Source organism: Actinopolyspora mortivallis DSM 44261, from assembly GCF_000384035.1.
Lineage (GTDB): Bacteria > Actinomycetota > Actinomycetes > Mycobacteriales > Pseudonocardiaceae > Actinopolyspora > Actinopolyspora mortivallis.
Genome location: NZ_KB913024.1, coordinates 482,501 through 500,297 on the forward strand (window position 1 = coordinate 482,501; position 17,797 = coordinate 500,297).

A 17,797-nucleotide genomic window follows, 5' to 3' on the forward strand; every position below is an offset into this window, starting at 1 on the left:
AGGACGCCGACATGACACGGGTGGCCGCGATCGACTGCGGGACGAACTCGATCCGCCTGCTGGTGGCCGACGTGACCGTGCACGAGAACGGCACCCGCGAGCTGCGGGACGTGGACCGCAGGATGCGGATCGTGCGCCTGGGCCAGGGGGTGGACGCCACCGGCCGGTTGTCCGAGCAGGCCCTGGAACGCACCAGGGAGGCGTTGCACGAGTACGACGAGGTCATCCGGGAGTCCGGGGCGCAGAGCACCCGCATGGTGGCCACCTCGGCGACGCGGGACGCGGTCAACCGTGAGGACTTCTTCGGGATGGTGCGGGAGACGGTCGGCGTGGACGCCGAGGTCATCACCGGCGAGGAGGAGGCGCGGCTCTCCTTCGTCGGGGCGGTGGGGGATCTGGATCCCGCCGAGGGGCCGTTCCTGGTGGCCGACGTGGGCGGTGGTTCCACGGAGCTGGTCTTGGGCACCTGGGACGGCGGGCGGGCCGAGATCCTCGGTTCGTACTCCGCCGACATCGGCTGTGTGCGCCTGACCGAGCGGTGCCTGCCCAGTGATCCGGCCGTGCCCGCCGAGGTGGAGGCCGCGCGTGCCCTGAGCAGGGAGATCCTGGACGAGGCCTTCGCGGCGGTGGACGTCTCCGGTGCGCGCCGGTGGGTCGGGGTGGCCGGGACGGTGACCACGCTCTCGGCCCTGGCCCAGGGGTTGCCGGAGTACGACCCGGCGGCCATTCACCTCTCGCGGTTGTCCCGGCGGGAGCTGGACCGGCTCACCGAGGAGCTGTTGGGCATGGATCACGAGCGACGCGCGGCTCTCGGGCCGATGCATCCCGGGCGGGTGGACGTGATCGGCGGCGGCGCGTTGGTCGTGAGCGTGTTGGCGGCCGAGCTCGCCGAGCGCTCGGGGATCAATGAGATTACTGTGAGTGAACATGACATACTGGACGGTATAGCCCTTTCGATCAGCTAATTCCCGAAATTTGGGACAAACTATTCCGCCAAATGGGTGATATTGGGGCTGAATCGAGAAAGAATGTGACGGCTTTGTGACAATGCATTGTGGTGAACTGTGTCTCCCTTATGTTTACGCTGCACACATCCGACGACCCGAGGTCGTCGGCGTGGCGACTCTCTCGGAGATCGACGAGAGCTCGCGTAAACAGCGGGAGGAATCGAATGCGCAAGCGACGCATGGTCGCGCCGGTCGCGGCCTCGCTGTCGGCGGCCCTGCTGGCCGCCGGCTGCGGAGGCGGTGGCGGCGGTGTCACCGAGGCAACCGGAACCCTCGAGGACCCGATCACCGTCAAGTGGGGTGAACCGCAGACCGAGCTGGTCCCCACCAACAGCAACGACACGAACGGTGGCACCGTCCTCAACGCGATGTTCACCGGCCTGGTGGAGTACGACCCCGAGACGTACGAACCCCGCAACGCCATGGCCAAGTCCATCGAGCGTTCGGACGACAAGAAGACCTACACGGTCAAGCTCAAGGAAGGCTGGAAGTTCCACAACGGCGAGGAGGTCACCGCCGACAACTTCGTCCGGGCCTGGAACTACACCGCCTACGCCCCCAACGGCCAGCAGCAGGCGAGCTTCTTCGACCGCATCGAGGGCTACGACGAGGTCCACCCCGCCGATCCGGACGGCGACGGGCCGCAGAAGCCCCCGGAACCCACGGCCGAGAAGATGTCCGGCCTGGAGGTCGTGGACGACCACACCTTCACGATCACTCTGAAAGAGCCGTTCGCGATCTTCCCGGAGACGATCGGCTACGAGGCCTTCTCCCCCCTGCCGGAGACCTTCTTCGAGGACAAGGAGGGCTTCGCCGAGCACCCGATCGGCAACGGGCCGTACGAGTTCGAGAGCCGTACCCCCAACGAGAGCCTGACGCTGACCCGCTACGAGGACTACCAGGGTGCGGACGCGGGCAACGTCGACGCGATCAAACTCGTGGTCTACGAGAAGTCCCAGACCGCCTACCAGGACCTCCAGTCGGGCAACCTCGACATGATCGACGAGATCCCCACCTCCGCCCTCGCCGGCGGGCGTTGGAAGGAGGAGCTGGGCGACCAGGCCATCTCCCGGGAACGGCTGGGTATCACCACACTGGCGCTTCCGCTCTACGACGAGAAGTTCCAGGACCCGAAACTGCGCAAGGCCCTGTCGATGGCCATCGACCGGGAGAGCATCGTCAAGGAGATCTTCAACGGCGCGGCCACGGCGGCCGAGGGTTGGGCCGCATCCTCCACCCCCGGCTACGAGCCCGGAGCCTGCGGTGAGTGGTGCACCCACGACCCCGCCAGGGCCAAGGAGCTGCTGGAGGAGGCCGGTGGCTTCGACGGGACGATGACCCTGAGCTACAACGCCGACGGTGCCCACAAGCAGTGGATGGAGGCCGTGGCGGGCAACATCAGGAACGTCCTCGACATCGAGGTCGACATGAACCCGGTGCCCACCTTCGGTACCTACCAGGACAAGATGGACAACCAGGAGATGCCTGGGCCGTACCGCTACGGCTGGGTCGCCGATTACCCGAACGTGGAAACCTTCCTGAAGCCGCTGTACGGTACCGACGCTTCGGCCAACTACACCGGCTACTCGAGCGAGAAGTTCGACAGCAAGCTGGCCGAAGCCGACCAGGCCGCCACCGAGGACAAGGCCAACGAGCTCTACCTGCAGGCCGAGAAGCAGCTCGGCCAGGACATGCCGGTCATTCCGCTGTTCACCAACATGGTGAAGGGTGGTAAGTCGGAACGGCTCTCGGAGGCCGTGATGACACCGCGTAACACTCCGGCGCTGACCGCGCTCAAGGTCGCCGAACAGACGCAGTGAACTGATTCGCGGAACACCGCCCGGCCCGTCCTGCGTCACGAGCGCGACGGGCCGGGCATGTCCTTGTAGGAGGAGGCTCGGTGGGCCGATACATACTGCGGCGGCTGCTGCAGTTGATTCCGGTTTTCATCGGAACAACGTTCATCATCTACTCGTTGGTCTGGGCGATCCCCGGTAACCCGTTCGCCGGGCTGTGCGGCCCCCGCGGCTGCCCACCCTCGTTCGTCGAGCAGATGACCGAGCAGTACAACCTGGACAAGCCGCTGCCCGTGCAGTACGTGCTCTACCTGGGACAGCTTTTCCAGGGGAACTTCGGGGAGACCTTCAACGGGATCGAGGTCAGCACCCTGATCCAGAACGCCTACCCCGTCACCATCAAGCTCGCCACCATCGCCCTGGTCTTCGAGGCGGTCATCGGCATCGCGGCGGGGATCCTGACCGCGCTGCGCGGCAAGGGTTTCGTGGACAACCTCGTGCTGGCGGCCACCCTGTTCCTCATCGCGGTCCCGGTGTTCGTCAGCGGTTTCGTGATCCAGGTCGTGCTCGGTGTCCAGCTGGACTGGATCAACCCGTCCGTCGGATCGGATCCGACGATCGGTGAGTTGCTCATCCCCGGCTTCGTGCTGGGCAGCCTGTCCATGGCCTACATCGCCAGGCTCACCCGCACGGCGATGTTCGAGAACAAACGGGCCGACTACATCCGCACCGCCACGGCCAAGGGGCTGACCCCCCGCCGGGTCGTCTCGGTGCACATGCTGCGGAACTCGCTTATCCCGGTGATCACCTTCATCGGCACCGACTTCGGCGCGCTGATGGGCGGGGCCATCGTGACCGAGGGCGTGTTCAACATCCACGGTATCGGTGGGCTGGTCTACCAGGCGATCAACAAGCAGGAAGGGGTCACCGTCACCGGCGTGGTCACCCTGCTGGTGCTCGTCTACCTGCTGATGAACCTGCTGGTGGACATTCTCTACGCGGCTCTGGACCCGAGGATCCGATATGACTGAATCTACCGAGACCCGCAGCGTTGGGGAACGGACCACGTCCCCGGAGGCCCCCGCGGCGGACGAGCGGGAGAACAGACAGTCCACCAAACAGGTGGGGCTGTGGGGGGACGCCTGGCGCGATCTCCGCCGCAGGCCGCTGTTCGTGATATCCGGTGTGATCATCCTGCTGCTGTTGGCGATCGCGGCCTTCCCCGGACTGTTCGCACCGGGAGACCCCCAGGCACAGGACCTGTCGTTGGCGCGCGAAGGCCCTTCGGCACAGGCCTGGTTCGGCTACGACGTCCTGGGCAGGGACATCTACACCAGGGTGATCCACGGCGCCCGCGCGTCCATCGTGGTCGGTGTGCTGTCCACCCTGGTGGCTGTGCTCATCGGCTCGTTCGTCGGGCTGCTGGCCGGCTACTTCGGCGGCAAGACCGACAGCTTCCTGGCCCGGTTCGCCGAGATCTTCCTCGGTCTGCCGTTCGTGCTGGGTGCCATCGTGATCCTGTCGGTGTTCAACGCCGGGATCGAGGGCTCTCCGGGAACGGTTCGAGTGATGACGCAGGTGATCCTGACCATCGGCGTGCTGGCCTGGCCGATCTCCATGCGCATCATGCGTTCGGCGGCCATCGCGGCCAAGCAACAGGACTACGTGAACGCGGCCAAGGCACTGGGCGCCAGCCACAGCAGGATCATCTTCAAGCACGTGCTGCCCAACTGCCTGGCCCCGGTGATGGTCTACGCGACCATCGCGCTCGGTCAGTTCATCGGGCTCGAGGCCACCCTGTCGTATCTCGGGCTCGGACTGACCTCCCCGGTCGTTTCCTGGGGAATGATGATCTCGGATTCGCAGCAGTACATCATCAGTACCCCGCACATGCTGTTGTTCCCGGCAGGGTTCCTGGTCATCACCGTGCTCGCCTTCGTGATGCTCGGTGACGCGGTGCGGGACGCGCTGGACCCGAAACAGAAATAGTGAGGAGGGCCGCTGTGTCGGCTACCGACGACAACACGGGCGGCTCGCCGGGTGCGCGCCTGCTCGAGGTGGAGGACCTGCACGTCGAGTTCCGCACCCGTGAGTCCACGGCCAGTGTGCTCAACGGGGTGAGCTACCACGTCGACGCCGGGGAGACCCTCGCCGTGCTCGGCGAGTCCGGCTCCGGCAAGAGCGTGACGGCCCAGGCCGTGATGGGCATTCTGGACACTCCCCCCGGCTTCGTGACCAAGGGCTCGATCCGGTACCGCGGTGAGGAGCTGCTCACCGCGACGGAGGAACGGCGCCGTGGTCTCCGGGGGGAGAACATGGCGATGATCTTCCAGGACGCGCTCTCGGCGCTCAACCCGGTTTACTCCGTGGGGTTCCAGATCGCCGAACAGTTCCGCTTCCGCCGGGGCATGTCGCGCAGGGACGCGATGACCAAGGCCGCCGAGATGCTGGACCTGGTCAAGATCCCCAACGCCAAGCAGCGGGTCAAGGAGTTCCCGCACCAGTTCTCCGGTGGGATGCGCCAGCGCGCGATGATCGCGATGTCGTTGGCGCTGGATCCCGACCTGCTCATCGCCGACGAGCCGACCACGGCCCTGGACGTGACGGTGCAGGCCCAGATCATGGACCTGCTGGACGAGCTGCGCCGCGAGCGCGGCATGGGACTGATCCTGATCACCCACGATCTCGGTGTGGTCGCCGAGGTCGCCGACCGGATCGCGGTGATGTACGCCGGACGGGTGGTGGAGGAGTCCGACGCCGAGTCGCTGTACGCCCGCCCCGCCCACCCCTACACCGAGGGGCTGATGGCGTCCATCCCCCGGCTGGACCAGAAGGGCGAGCAGTTGGCGAGCATCAAGGGACTGCCGCCCAACCTCGCGGCCATTCCGGCGGGCTGCCCGTTCCACCCGCGTTGTCACCGCGCCCAGCAGGAGTGCCGGGAGAAGCTCCCCGAGCTGCACGAGCTCGGGGCGGGACGCCGCAGCGCCTGCCACTTCGCCGAGGAGTTGATCAGCAGTGACTGAGCCGATTCTGCAAGTTCGTGACCTGGTCAAACACTTCCCGGTGCAGAAGGGAGTGGTGTTCAAGAAGACCATCGGTCACGTGCGCGCCGTGGACGGGGTCTCCTTCGACCTCCACCGGGGCGAGACGCTCGGCGTGGTCGGCGAGTCCGGCTGCGGCAAGTCCACACTGGCCCAAGTGCTGATGCGGCTGGTGCAGCCCACCAGTGGCAGCGCGCTGTTCGAGGGCACCGACATGTTCGGGAGGAAGAGCGCCGCCGAACTGCGCAGGCTGCGCAGGGACATGCAGATCGTGCTGCAGGACCCCTACACCTCGCTGAACCCGCGTAAGACGGTCGGCGACATCGTCGGTGAGCCGTTCGAGATCCATCCCGAGGTCGCCCCCAAGGGGGACCGACAGCGTCGGGTCCAGGAGCTGCTGGACATCGTCGGACTCAACCCGGAGCACGTGCGGCGCTATCCGCACCAGTTCTCCGGCGGCCAGCGCCAGCGCATCGGCATCGCCAGGGCACTGGCGCTCAAACCCAAGGTCATCGTCTGCGACGAGCCGGTCTCGGCGCTGGACGTCTCGATCCAGGCGCAGGTGATGAACCTGCTCGGCGAGTTGCAGTCCGAGTTCGGGCTGTCCTACGTCTTCATCGCCCACGACCTCGGTGTGGTCCGGCACCTGTCCGACCGGGTGGCCGTGATGTATCTCGGCAAGATCGTGGAGACGGGTACCGAGGACGAGATCTACGAGCACCCGCAGCACCCCTACACCCAGGCGCTGCTGTCCTCGGTGCCGGTGCCCGATCCGTCGGTGCGCGACCGCAGGGAGACCATCCGCCTGTCCGGGGACGTGCCCAGTCCGGCGGATCCCCCCTCGGGGTGCCGTTTCCGCACCCGGTGCTGGAAGGCTCAGGACATCTGTGCCGAACAGCCGCCGGAACTGGCGGTGCGCCTGGACGGCGGGGAGATCGACCCCTCCTCCGAGGGGCATCCGAGCGCCTGCCACTTCGCCGAGCGGCACGGGCACGTCATTTCCTGATCCTCGAAGCTCCCCGGCGGAGGGGAGGGCCCGGCCCGCGACAGGTGGGCGCGGAGGACGGCCTCAGGGGTCGTGTCCCGGAACGGCCTTCCGGGGCACGACCCCTTTCGTGTTCGGAGCAGGGTGGCGCGGAGGATCGCGTGTGTCCCCGAGCTCTGAAGAGACGCTCGGATAATGCCCTTTTCGGAGTATTTTTCTACTCCTTTTTCCGTCGTATTCACGGAATTTTCGAAAGTGGTTTCGATTTCTCGTTCTGTCAATCTCGTTTTCTGTGTTCTGCACCACATACGATGCTTTTTCGGGGTGTTGACGCGGCTTTTCGTCGCGTGAATAATAGTCCCGGGTTTCGAGAGTGTTCCCGGTTGAGGAGATTTGTTTTCGAGGTGTTTCTCTAGCTTTTTTGTCCGTTTCCGTTTTTGTGTTCTCTGTGGTACTGGCGTTTCGCCGTTTCGGTCGCGCGGTCTCGGGAGGGGACTTTTGGATGTCGCACCTGGTGGTGTACGAGAGTTGGCTGGACGGGCACGGACGTGACCTTCCGTCCCTCCTGGATGAGCTGGGGTGTTCGTGGACGTTCGTCACCCGGAAGAAGGAGCACTACCGACGCGCCCACGGGATGCACCCGATCGTCTCCCGTGCGGACAGGGTGATCGAGGTCGAGACGAACGAGGTGGAAACGGCTCTGCCGTACGTGCGCGACCTCGTCGGATCGGGAAGCACCGGAATCTTCACCGTGTGTGACTATTACATCCCGCACGTGGTCGAGCTGTGCGACCGACTGCGGTTGCCGTGCGCCTACCCCGGGGCTGCCTCCACCGTGCACGACAAGGCCCGCACCCGCGCCCTGCTGGACGAGGCGGGGATTCCGAATCCGCGATACGTGCTGACCGACTCCGTCGACCGGGCCGCCTCCTTCGCGGCGAGCGTGGGCTATCCGGTGGTGTGCAAGCCCGCCGACATGGCGGCGAGCGTGTTGATCAACAGAGTCGGTGACGAGGAGGAACTGCGCTCGGCGTTCTTCGCCGTTTCGGGATTCACCAGGAATTTCCGTGAACAGCCCAGGGACTCGTCCGTGCTGGTGGAGGAGTGGCTCACCGGTCGGGAGTTCAGCGTCGAGACCAGCGCCGTGGACGGAAAGGTCACCGTGCACGGTGTCACCCAGAAGGTGCTCGACGACCGGGGACGTTTCATCGAGGTGGGCCACCAGTTCCCGGCCCCGCTGCCGGAGGACGAAACGCGCAGGATCGAGGAGTTCACCCGGGACTGCCTGCGGGCGGTGGGACACGACCACGGCGTCACCCACACCGAGGTGACGATGACGGAGCGGGGACCACGGCTCGTGGAGATCAACAGCAGGCCCGGCGGCGGGAACATCGTGGACCTGGTGCGCGCGGTGACGGGCTGTGACCTGCTGTTGGCCGAGGTCATGATGGCCCTGGGCAGACACTACGAGCCACCGGTGCGCCACGGGGGGACCGGCAGTGCCGCCTCGGCTTTCCTGATCCCCGACAGGGCCGGGACGGTACGGGAGATAGCGGGTGTCGAGTCGGCCTCCGCCCACACCAACGTCGAGAGGGTGGAAGTGCACGCCGAACTGCCCGAGCACGTCGAACGGGCCGTGGACAACGCCGCGCGGATGTGTGTGGTGATCGCGCGTGATCCGGAGGGGTCCGACGCCTCACGTTACGCGCAGGAGGCGCTGAAACAGCTCGATCTCGTCTACGAGGGAGAATGATCCCGGATCATGGACGTCGCTCCCACCGATCTCATGCACACCAACCCCGACCTTTACTCGGACTTCCTGCCCGCTGACCACTCGAAGGTCGTGGACTTCGCCCTGGACGCCGCCGAGCACTTCTTCCCGGGACGGTGTGAAACGGTTCTGGACGTAGGGTGCGGGCTGGGCAGGGAGGCCGCCGAGATCGCCGCGCGCGGATACCGCGTCACCGGGGTGGACGCCTCGGAGGCGATGTTGGCGTGGGCGCGGGAGAGGTTCCCCGAGATCCGCTTCCTCGAGGGGGACCAACGAGCGCTGCGCGGCGGCGGCGACCGGGACCTCGTGCTCTCGCTGGGCAGCGTTCTCCTGCACAACCGGAGCCTGGCCGACCTGAGGAGAACCCTCGAAGGGATGAGTTCGAGCCTTGTTCCCGGCGGAGTCCTGGTGGCGGAACTCCGGAACGGGGGATTCTGGTTCTCCCCCGAGGGGAGGAGGGCCCTGGAGACCGAGCACGAGGACGTGCACGTGCTCGGCGACGGCAGTCGACTGGGATCACGACTGGTGTACCGCCTGGATCTGCCCGAAGGGCTGCTCTACCGGGACTACGTCTGGGAGTTCGAGAACGGTGAGCGGGTCGTCGAGCAGCTGAGCCAGCGGCTGTTGCTGCCGGGAGACCTCCGGGAACTGTTGGAGGAGGCCGGTCTGTCCGTGCTCTCCATGTTCAGCGCCCCCGAACCCACGCACGGGGACTGGCCGCGGGAGTGGGGCAGGCGGAAGTGGAGCCGGGACGCGGTGTCCGGTCCGAGAATGCACGTGGTGGCGCGTCGCGACCGGCCCTGATCCGTCTTCCTCGTGGTTTTTTGAATTTTCGCGAAGAAGGAATGATTGAACATCATTCTTCTGTGGGGTGTTATTTTGTCCGGTGTCTTGGACCTGGTCGGCAACTCGCCGCTGATTTCGTTGAGCGACGTGGTGGTGAGCGGCGGACCGGAGCTGGTGGCGAAATGGGAGAGGTTCAATCCGGCGGGAAGCATCAAGGACAGGCCCGCCCTGCACCTCGTCGAAACGGCCGAGCAGATGGGTCTGCTCTCCCCCGGAGGGACGATCATAGAGTCCTCCAGCGGTAACTTCGGGATATCGCTGGCGATGATAGCGGCGGTCAAGGGGTACAGGGCGATCATTCTCGTGGACCCGAAGACCACGGACGCGAACCGAGCGGCCCTCGAAGCCTTCGGGGCGGAGGTGATCGTTGTTCACGAGCAGGACGACACGGGCAGCTACCACAAGACGAGAATCAAGCTCGCCAATGAGCTGGCCCGGGAGATCCCCGGATCCTTCAGGCCGGATCAGTGTTTCAACCTGCTGAACGCGGCGGCCCACTACCGGGGGACCGCCTCGGAGATCCTCGCACAGTTCGACGACAGCCTCTCGGCCGTGGTGACCACGGTGAGCACCGGCGGCCAGCTGGGAGGTATCTCCCGGAGACTGCGTGGGGAGAACAGGGAGATAGAGATCATCGCCGCGGACGCGGTGGGTTCCGGGATATTCCAGCCCGATCCGGCCGCGTACGCGACACCGGGAGTGGGATTGGGATGGACCCCGTCCAGTGTGGAAACCTCCCTGGTGGACCGGGTGCTCTGGGTGCCCGACGAGCTGGCCTTCATCGGTTGTCGGATGTTGGCCCGGCACGAGGGACTGCTGACCGGGGCTTCGAGCGGTATGGCGCTGGTGGCCGCGCTGCGACTGGCTTCCGAACTACCCCCGGACAGGAAGGTGTGTGTCCTGTTCAGTGACGGCGGGGACCGCTACCTGAACACCGTCTACAGCGACGAGTGGCTCAAGAAGTGCGGTTTGGCCACCGAACTCCGGATGGACGAGTTCCTGCGTCGGTGCGGTGAACTTCAGTGGCATCTCGATCCGTGCAGGCAGGGGCCGAGCATGGACGAGTTCCAGCGCACCCTGGACGTTCCGGAGTCGACTTCGCTCATGAGCAGCACCGCTTTCGAGGACGGGGAATGAAGAGCAACGGTTGTCACGTCGTGTTCGTCGAGTCCAACGGCAGCTACGGCAGGGAGATGGTCCGCACGGCCCTGGAGCACGGTTTGGCCGTGACGGTGCTCGCCGGGGAGCCGGAGCGTTTCCACGAACAGGGCTCCATGGGGGCGGAGCTGGTCCGGTGCGACACCCGCTCCGTACCCGCCGTGCTGGAGACGGTGGGGCGGCTGCCTGGGCCCGGTTGTTCGGGAGTGCTCGCGGGTTACGAGATGGTGCTGCCGGTGGCCGCCACCGTCGCCCGGATTCTCGGGCTGCCGGGACCGGACCCGGTCGCCGCCCAGGACACGCTGCACAAGCACCGGGCCAGGGCGTTGAGCAACCAGCTGGTGGGCAATCCCGTCGACTTCTGGCTGTTGGACACCCCGGACGAGGTGGAGCGGATCGCCGAATCCGAGTACCCCTTGTTGGCGAAACCCGCCGCCAGCGGGGGAAGCCTGGGAGTGCGTTCGGTCGCCTCATCCGAGGAGCTGGCCCGGTACGTGGCCGAGTGGAAGAACGCCCCGGACGAGAGGGGCGTTCCCCTGGAGGGGCCCGTGTTGGTGGAGCGCGTCGTGACAGGCGGCGAGCTCTCCGTGGAACTGTTCCACGGAGTTCCCGTGGCGGTGTCGTACAAGGAACTGTCCGGGGACACCGGATTCGTCGAGAGTGGACACACTGTGCTGCCGTGGACGGAAGCCGTCGAACGGAAGGAACTGGAGCCCTACCTGGCCCTGCTGACCGAGCGTCTCGGCACGGGGTGGGGACCCGCCCACGTGGAGCTGCGACTCGACGGGTCGTCGACGCCCCGCCTGATCGAGGTGAACCACCGGCTGGGTGGTGACCATATTCCCCTCCTGGTCCGACTCGTCACCGGTTTCGACATGTACACGGCCACGCTCCGGGCCGCCCTGGGGGAACGGGTGACGCCGGAGGTCGGTGGCGGAGGAGAGGCCGTGATCAGGTACCTCATGGCGGAGCACGAGGGGACGTTCCGCGAGGTTCGGGGACTGGAGTCCGTGCGGGCCATGCCCGGTGTGCACGACGTCGTGATCAGTCGTGAGGAGGGAGCGCGGGTGCGGCCTCCCGTCGACTCCGGCGACAGGGTGGGACACCTGATCGCCCACAGCGCCGAGGGCCTCGGAGCCGTGCGGACGGCGCAGCGGGCGCTGGAGAAACTGCTGCTGCTCGTGGAACGGGAAACGGAGAAGAGTCGATGAGCGGGAACGGCGGACCGGTGACGAGGAAACCGAAGCTGGTGCTGGTGGGAAGTGGCCGCAACGTCTACCGGGAGTACATTTTCGACGCCCTCTCGGCGGAGGTGGATCTCCGTCTGCTCGACGACCGGCCGACCGGATGGCGCGGACGCTACGTCGAGGACCACGTGGTCAGCGATCTCACGTTCGACCGGGCGGTGGAGGCGTTGCACGAGGAGTGGGCCCGCGGACGTGTCGACGGGATCATGACGTTCGAGGAGCAGTCGGTGGAGCTGGCCGCCTCCCTGACGCGCCACTTCGACCTGCCTGGACCCACTCCCGAGGCCGTGCACCGGGCCAGGGACAAGCACCGGATGCGTTCCGTCTGGAACACCGCCGGGGTTCGTTCGGCTCGTTCCGAACTGGTGGCGAGCGGGCAGGAGGCCGTCCGGGCCGCCGAGGAACTCGGGTATCCGGTGGTCGTCAAACCCAGGAGTCTCGCCGCCAGTGCCGGAGTCAGTCTCGCGAAGGGTCCCGAGGAGGTGGCCGACTCCTACGCGCGGGCGGCCGGGGCCCGGCTGACGCGTTACGCGGTCGAGGAGGGGGCCGGAGTCCTGGTCGAGGAGTACCTGGAGGGGCCCGAGTACAGCGTGGAGGCGGTGGTTTCCGGGACGGAACTGGTTCCCCTGGCCGTCACCGAGAAGGTCACCGGCCCCCTGCCGCTGTTCGAGGAGAAAGCCCATGTGGTGGGGCCTGTCGAGCAGTGGCACCGTCCGATGGTCGAAGTGGTGGACTCCGCCGTGCGGGCCCTGGGGCTGCGGGACACGGTGGTGCACGCCGAGGTGCGACTGACCCCCTCCGGGCCCGCCATGATCGAGCTGGGAGCTCGTATCGCCGGAGACATGATCGGGTATCTGGTCGACCGGGCGACCGGGACGAGCATCTCGCGGTTGAACGCGCGGGTCGCGTTGGGCGACCAGGTCTCGGCGACCGAGACGGGCCCAGCCGGACAGGACCGGCGTTACGCGGGAGTGGAGTTCGTCTACGCCCCCGCGGCCGGAAAGCTCCGTGGTTTCGAACTGGCGGAGGAACACAGCACGCGGCCGTGGGTCGACCGGGTGGTCCGCGCCCTCGACCCCGGTACGGAGGTGGCCGCCCCCGAGCAGGGGGGAGTGGGCAGCCGTATCGGGTATGTCGTGGTCACGGGATGGTCCCCCGAACAGGTTCGTGCCCGGTTACGCGAGGTCTCCGAAGCGGTGGAGGTGCTCGTTGACTGAGGGGACGGCCGGTGGGGGTTGGCTCGGCACCGCCCGCGCGGTCCCCAGGGCGGGATGGGTCGTACTGGGTTCCTCCTTCCTGCTCGGCCTCGGGTATCTCATGGCCGTTCCGCTGCTGACCAGCTACGTCGCCTCCAGCCTCGGGGCCAGTGTGGCCGTGGCGGGCGGCATCATAGGCGCGATGGCGGTCACCCAGCGGGGGACCGCACTGTTCGGCGGCGTGTTGGCCGACGTGTTCGATCGTCGTACCGTGTTCTTCGTCGGTGTCGGATTGCGCGCGCTGGGCTTCGCCGCCATGGCCGGTCCCGGGAAGCTGCCGTGGCTGGTGGCGGGAGCGGTGGTCGCCAGTGTCGGAGGAGGACTCGCGACTCCCGTGCTGCCCACCGCCATCTCCGTTATCGCCGAGGAGGACACCAGGTCCTTTCTCTACTCGACACGGCAGAGTGTGGCCAACGTGGCCGCCGCCCTCGGTCCCCTGATCGGCTCCGCGCTGCTGGTCTTCGGCTCCACCGGCGCCTTCTGGGGTGCGGCGGGTATGCACGTGCTGGTGCTGGTCTTCGCCGCGCGGTACCTGCCGAGGTTGCACGGCCAGGGTTCTTCCGGTGGACCGAACGTGCGGACGCTGTTCTCCCGGGCTCTGAGCGATCGGGGGTTGCGTCCTCTCCTGGTGACCCTGCTGTTCTTCTGGGCGGTGCAGACCCAGTTGGTGGTCAGCTTCACCACCCAGGCGGGACGGATAGCCGAGGGAGGGGTGGACGCCGACGCACGTACGGTCTCCCTGCTGTACCTGGTGAACGGTTCGCTGTTCGTCGTTTCCCAGTTCACCGCGTTCAGGGTGATCAAACGCTTCAGTTCGGTCACGCTGCTCGGGCTCGGGGGCTGCATGATGGCCTGCGGGGTGGCGTTCGCCGTGCTGGTGGGAAACCTTCCGGCCCTGCTCGGCTGCGTGGTGGTGTTCACCCTCGGCGAGGTGCTCGCGTTGCCCGGGGTGGAGCTACTGGTCTCCTCCATCGCTCCCCCCGCGATGGTCAGTTCCTACTTCGGTCTCGCCTCCTCGGTGGCGGGGGTGGGGATCGCGCTCGGAAGCGTGTTGGGAGGCGCCGCGATGGCGAGTACCACCGGGGCGCTGCCCGCGCTGCTCATGGCGGTGTTCGGGTGCGGCGTGCTGGTCGGCACACTCGTGCTGGGCCGCAGGATGCGCCGGTCCGAGGCGCGGGGGAGCGACGTCGAACCCGCTTGTTGAGGTCCACCGGGGCGCTCGGTCCGTGGAAGGTCGTGGCGGCGACCTTCCACGGGCGCGGTGCTCAGCCCGAGACGAACTCGGCGAGGTCGGCGGACTGCTTGATGCGTGAGGGCTCGTGCACGTACATCATGTGCCCGGCCGGGTAGTAGCGCACCTCGATGTTGTCCCGCAGCTCGTCCGGAACGGCCAGTTGGGCCAGGCTGTGTTCGGTGGCGTAGTACGGGGTCGCCCCGTCGGTGTGGCCGCAGCCCACGTGCACCCGCAGGTGCGGGTTGGTGCGCATGGCCTTGGCCAGTTTGTCCGTGGCGGTCACGGGCATGCCCTCGAAGTCCGCATAGGACCACGGGTGCACCCGCGCCGAGAGTACCTCGTAGGGCAGGTCGTTGACGTAGTCCAGCTCCTGGCGCACGTAGTGGTTGATCCCGGCGGAGAACGCTCCCATGAGTCCGGAGATGCTGGGGTCGTCGGTGAAGTGTTCCCCTCCGGAGTCGGGTTCCCAGCCGGTGAACCGGCCGTCCATCCGTCCCACCGTCAACCTCCGGTCACGCAGCAGTTCCGTGAAGAAGCGGACGTGTTCGATGCGCAGGTTGACCCGGTCCACGTAGTCGGTGCTCAACCCGGTCAGTTCCGCCAGGCGCCGCACCGCCTGCTCGCGTTCCTCGGCCGACAGCCGCGCCCCCCGTGCCAGGGCCCAGGGGTAGTCGCGTGCGGCGAACTCCTCGGCCTCGGTCAGTACCTCGCGCAGCGGCCGGTCGCCGTGTTTGCCGTGGTAGTGCGCGATGGCGGCGTAGCTGGGCAGGAAGAGCCCGTAGGGCAGGTCGTTGCCCTCGGCGAAGTTGATGGTGCCCATGTCCAACACCGCCGAGATCAGCAGCAGCCCGTTGAGGTACATGCCGTGCCTGCTCTGCAGGTGCTCGGCCAGCGCGGCGGCCCGCAGGGTGCCGTAGGACTCCCCGGCCAGGTACTTGGGCGAGAGCCAGCGGCCGTTGCGGGTGATCCACAGCCGGATCAGTTCCCCCACTGACTCGATGTCGCGTTTGTACCCGTGGTAGTCGCCGGGTTTGCCGCCCCGCACCGCGCGGGAGAACCCGGTGGAGATCGGGTCGATGAACACCAGGTCGCTGTGGGCGAGCAGGGTCTCCGGGTTGTCGGCCAGCCCGTAGGGCGGGGCGGCCGGTTGTCCCGCGTCCCCCGCGAGTACGCGGCGGGGGCCGAGCAGTCCCAGGTGCAGGAACGCGCTCGCCGCTCCGGGGCCGCCGTTGAAGGCGAAGGTCACGGGGCGTTCCCCGGACTCGGGGGCGTCGGCCACGTAGGAGGTCACGAACATCTCGGCCTTGGCAACGTGACCGTCGAAGGTGCCGTCGGTGAAGGACTCCTCGCGCAGCACGTACCTGCCCGCGGTGGCGGTGTAGGAGAGCTGTCTGCCGTCCGCCGTGATCGTGTGGTGCGTGCTGACCAGGTCGTCGGCCGGTTCGGCGGTGGGGTTCGTCTCCGTCCGTGGAACCTGTTCGTCGGTGTTGTCGGTCTGCTCGCTGGCTGCCATGGCCCGTAGCCTAGCCCCGCGGAACAACCGGGATACGCCGTGTCACCGTGGTCGGGTGTGTGACTCGTGTTCCGGGCCGCGACGGCGGCCGCTGACCGACCCCGCCGGGGCCGCCCCGGAGGCGTCCTCCCTGGCCGAGCTGGACGAGCGGGTGTGTGACTGCGTCGCCTGCCCTCGGCTGGTGGAGTGGCGGCAGCGGGTGGCCGGACAGAAACGGGCCGCTTTCCGGGACCAGCACTACTGGGGCAGGCCGGTGCCGGGGTTCGGCCCGGCCGACGCGTCCGTGGTGATCGTCGGGCTGGCCCCGGCCGCGCACGGGGCCAACCGCACGGGACGCATGTTCACCGGGGACCGTTCGGGTGAGTTCCTCTATCGGGCGTTGTTCGACGTCGGCATGGCCTCGGCACCGCGTTCGGAGTCCGCCGGGGACGGGCTGCGGTTGTACGGGGTGCGGATCACCGCTCCGGTGCGCTGCGCTCCGCCGGCCAACAAACCCACCCCGGCGGAACGGGACACCTGCCGCCCGTGGCTGGCGCGGGAGCTGGAGCTGCTGCGACCCACGCTGCGCAGCGTGGTGGTGCTGGGGTCCTACGGCTGGCAGGCGCTGTTGCCGGTGTTGTCCGCCGGTGGGTGGGCGGTTCCCCGGCCGAAGCCGAAGTTCGGGCACGGGCTGCGACACACGCTGCGCGACCGGGATGGCCACGAGCTGCACCTGTTCGGCTGCTACCACGTCAGCCAGCAGAACACCTTCACCGGCAGGCTCACGCCGGAGATGCTGCGCGGGGTGCTTCGGAACGCGAAGGAGTCGGCCGGGATCCCGTGAAGCCGTTCATCCCGCATGGTGCCGGTTGCCCCCAGCGTGCTCGTGGCGCGGTGACGTCGGATGGGCGGGACACCGCCCTGCGCGCAGACGGCCGCTGTCGTCCCGGTAGGACGGTGTGGTCAGCTCTGCCGTGTCTCGTCCGGCACCGTCGGTAGTGTCTCGCCGGTCTCCAACAGCGTCTTCAGCGCGGAGAGCAGCTGCGGCCAGCCGGTGCTGACCATCTGTCGCATCGTGCTCCCCTCGGGGAAGTCGTCGTGGATGACGGTGAGCTTGACCGTCTGTCCGAACGGTTCGATCTCGAACGTGACCTTCGACCGGGACTCGGCGGCGAGCGTGGCCAGCAGCTCCTCGTCGATGTCGGCGGCGGCCGCCCATTCCGGGGTCGGTGTGTGCCACGTGTAGGAGAGCCTGCGGTACGGCTCGGCCTCGAGCACGACCTGGTTCGGATCAGCGGTGCGTTGACCGTTCTCCTCCCAGACCATGGGGGAGCCCGGGCGCCAGTCTGTTTCGAAGGCGACCCCCCAGTACTGACGAGTGAACGCCGGATCGGTGAGAGCCTGCCACAACCGCTCCGGTGTGGTCTTGATGAAGGTGGTGTACACGAAAGCGGTGTCGCTCGTCGGTGCTGACTCCAATGCCTCTTTGAGGTCGGCCAGGGTCTCCGCGCGCCGCCGGTCGTACCGGCGCATCCAGCGGTCGGCGATCGCGTTGATCGGTGCGGCGTTCAGGTAGTGCAGTTTCTCCCTGCCGCTGCGGACCGTGGTGACCAGGTTCGCCTCCTCGAGCACCGCGAGGTGCTTGCTGACCGACTGTCGGGCCATGTCCAGGCCGGAACACAGCTCGCGCAGGCGCTGACCGTTCCGGGAGTTGAGACTGTCGAGGAGCCGACGCCGATTCGGGTCGGCCAACGCTCTGAAGATCTCGTCCATAGCTCCTTACGGTGACTCTCAGTTAGGCAGCCTCGTGGTTGCCTGTCAAAAATAAGCAGCCATGAGGCTGCATGTCAAGACGACGTGGCACGGGAGGAGCGCGAGTGATCTCTCCCGTGAGTCCGTGCGCGCCAGCGGGAGCGAACACCTTCACCGGCGGGCTCGGTGCGTGATCGCTGCCCACTGGTCAC

Annotated in this window: 15 protein-coding genes; 13 read left to right on the plus strand and 2 right to left on the minus strand. The window is 67.2% G+C overall.

What is annotated here, in order from left to right:
- The first annotated feature begins 11 nt into the window (after positions 1-11).
- From ACTMO_RS0102400 to ACTMO_RS0102455, 12 genes are all read left to right on the plus strand, one after another.
- Complete coding sequence (locus ACTMO_RS0102400) at positions 12-965, plus strand: Ppx/GppA phosphatase family protein (protein WP_026448791.1); 954 nt, start codon at positions 12-14, stop codon at positions 963-965.
- A 206-nt stretch (positions 966-1,171) separates the two neighbouring features.
- Positions 1,172-2,827, plus strand: a complete 1,656-nt coding sequence (locus ACTMO_RS0102405; RefSeq protein WP_019853060.1) for a peptide ABC transporter substrate-binding protein — start codon at positions 1,172-1,174, stop codon at positions 2,825-2,827.
- Positions 2,828-2,907: 80 nt separating this feature from the next.
- Positions 2,908-3,834: an ABC transporter permease gene (locus ACTMO_RS0102410; protein WP_019853061.1), complete on the plus strand. Its 927-nt coding sequence runs from the start codon at positions 2,908-2,910 to the stop codon at positions 3,832-3,834.
- On the plus strand, positions 3,827-4,792 hold the full coding sequence (locus tag ACTMO_RS0102415) for an ABC transporter permease (protein WP_019853062.1): 966 nt from the start codon (positions 3,827-3,829) through the stop codon (positions 4,790-4,792). Before ACTMO_RS0102410 ends, ACTMO_RS0102415 begins: the two co-directional genes overlap by 8 nt.
- Before the next feature lie 14 nt (positions 4,793-4,806).
- On the plus strand, positions 4,807-5,826 hold the full coding sequence (locus ACTMO_RS0102420; protein ID WP_019853063.1) for an ABC transporter ATP-binding protein: 1,020 nt from the start codon (positions 4,807-4,809) through the stop codon (positions 5,824-5,826).
- Positions 5,819-6,850, plus strand: a complete 1,032-nt coding sequence (locus ACTMO_RS0102425; protein WP_019853064.1) for an ABC transporter ATP-binding protein — start codon at positions 5,819-5,821, stop codon at positions 6,848-6,850. The genes ACTMO_RS0102420 and ACTMO_RS0102425 overlap by 8 nt, the downstream gene beginning before the upstream one ends.
- 481 nt (positions 6,851-7,331) lie before the next feature.
- Positions 7,332-8,582, plus strand: a complete 1,251-nt coding sequence (locus ACTMO_RS0102430; RefSeq protein WP_019853065.1) for an ATP-grasp domain-containing protein — start codon at positions 7,332-7,334, stop codon at positions 8,580-8,582.
- Positions 8,583-8,591: 9 nt separating this feature from the next.
- Entirely contained in the window at positions 8,592-9,404 is an 813-nt protein-coding gene (locus ACTMO_RS20095) for a class I SAM-dependent methyltransferase (RefSeq protein ID WP_019853066.1), read from the plus strand.
- Between the two features lie 45 nt (positions 9,405-9,449).
- On the plus strand, positions 9,450-10,583 hold the full coding sequence (locus ACTMO_RS0102440) for a PLP-dependent cysteine synthase family protein (RefSeq protein ID WP_211212893.1): 1,134 nt from the start codon (positions 9,450-9,452) through the stop codon (positions 10,581-10,583).
- A complete protein-coding gene (locus ACTMO_RS0102445; RefSeq protein WP_019853068.1) occupies positions 10,580-11,815 on the plus strand; it encodes an ATP-grasp domain-containing protein in 1,236 nt (411 codons plus the stop codon). The genes ACTMO_RS0102440 and ACTMO_RS0102445 overlap by 4 nt, the downstream gene beginning before the upstream one ends.
- Positions 11,812-13,068 carry an ATP-grasp domain-containing protein gene (locus ACTMO_RS20100; RefSeq protein ID WP_019853069.1) on the plus strand — a complete coding sequence of 419 codons (1,257 nt, stop codon included), beginning with the start codon at positions 11,812-11,814 and terminating at the stop codon, positions 13,066-13,068. The genes ACTMO_RS0102445 and ACTMO_RS20100 overlap by 4 nt, the downstream gene beginning before the upstream one ends.
- Positions 13,061-14,311, plus strand: coding sequence for an MFS transporter (locus ACTMO_RS0102455; RefSeq protein WP_019853070.1), 1,251 nt, complete (start codon positions 13,061-13,063; stop codon positions 14,309-14,311). Before ACTMO_RS20100 ends, ACTMO_RS0102455 begins: the two co-directional genes overlap by 8 nt.
- A gap of 61 nt (positions 14,312-14,372) precedes the next feature.
- Here ACTMO_RS0102455 and ACTMO_RS0102460 read toward each other — a convergent pair whose 3' ends face one another.
- Entirely contained in the window at positions 14,373-15,854 is a 1,482-nt protein-coding gene (locus ACTMO_RS0102460) for a S10 family peptidase (RefSeq protein WP_019853071.1), read from the minus strand.
- 55 nt (positions 15,855-15,909) lie between these two features.
- On the opposite strand from ACTMO_RS0102460, the gene ACTMO_RS0102465 reads away from it, so the two are divergent.
- Positions 15,910-16,677 carry a uracil-DNA glycosylase gene (locus ACTMO_RS0102465; protein ID WP_019853072.1) on the plus strand — a complete coding sequence of 256 codons (768 nt, stop codon included), beginning with the start codon at positions 15,910-15,912 and terminating at the stop codon, positions 16,675-16,677.
- 119 nt (positions 16,678-16,796) lie between these two features.
- Here ACTMO_RS0102465 and ACTMO_RS0102470 read toward each other — a convergent pair whose 3' ends face one another.
- Complete coding sequence (locus ACTMO_RS0102470) at positions 16,797-17,606, minus strand: ArsR/SmtB family transcription factor (RefSeq protein WP_019853073.1); 810 nt, start codon at positions 17,604-17,606, stop codon at positions 16,797-16,799.
- Positions 17,607-17,797: the final 191 nt, after the last annotated feature.

Bases quoted from the DNA above. Each gene is read 5' to 3' on its own strand.
- ACTMO_RS20100 (WP_019853069.1), top strand. From the start codon at position 11,812: ATGAGCGGGAACGGCGGACCGGTGACGAGGAAACCGAAGCTGGTGCTG.
- ACTMO_RS0102405 (WP_019853060.1), top strand. From the start codon at position 1,172: ATGCGCAAGCGACGCATGGTCGCGCCGGTCGCGGCCTCGCTGTCGGCG.
- ACTMO_RS20095 (WP_019853066.1), top strand. From the start codon at position 8,592: ATGGACGTCGCTCCCACCGATCTCATGCACACCAACCCCGACCTTTAC.
- ACTMO_RS0102400 (WP_026448791.1), top strand. From the start codon at position 12: ATGACACGGGTGGCCGCGATCGACTGCGGGACGAACTCGATCCGCCTG.
- ACTMO_RS0102430 (WP_019853065.1), top strand. From the start codon at position 7,332: ATGTCGCACCTGGTGGTGTACGAGAGTTGGCTGGACGGGCACGGACGT.
- ACTMO_RS0102415 (WP_019853062.1), top strand. From the start codon at position 3,827: ATGACTGAATCTACCGAGACCCGCAGCGTTGGGGAACGGACCACGTCC.
- ACTMO_RS0102445 (WP_019853068.1), top strand. From the start codon at position 10,580: ATGAAGAGCAACGGTTGTCACGTCGTGTTCGTCGAGTCCAACGGCAGC.
- ACTMO_RS0102470 (WP_019853073.1), bottom strand. From the start codon at position 17,606: ATGGACGAGATCTTCAGAGCGTTGGCCGACCCGAATCGGCGTCGGCTC.
- ACTMO_RS0102460 (WP_019853071.1), bottom strand. From the start codon at position 15,854: ATGGCAGCCAGCGAGCAGACCGACAACACCGACGAACAGGTTCCACGG.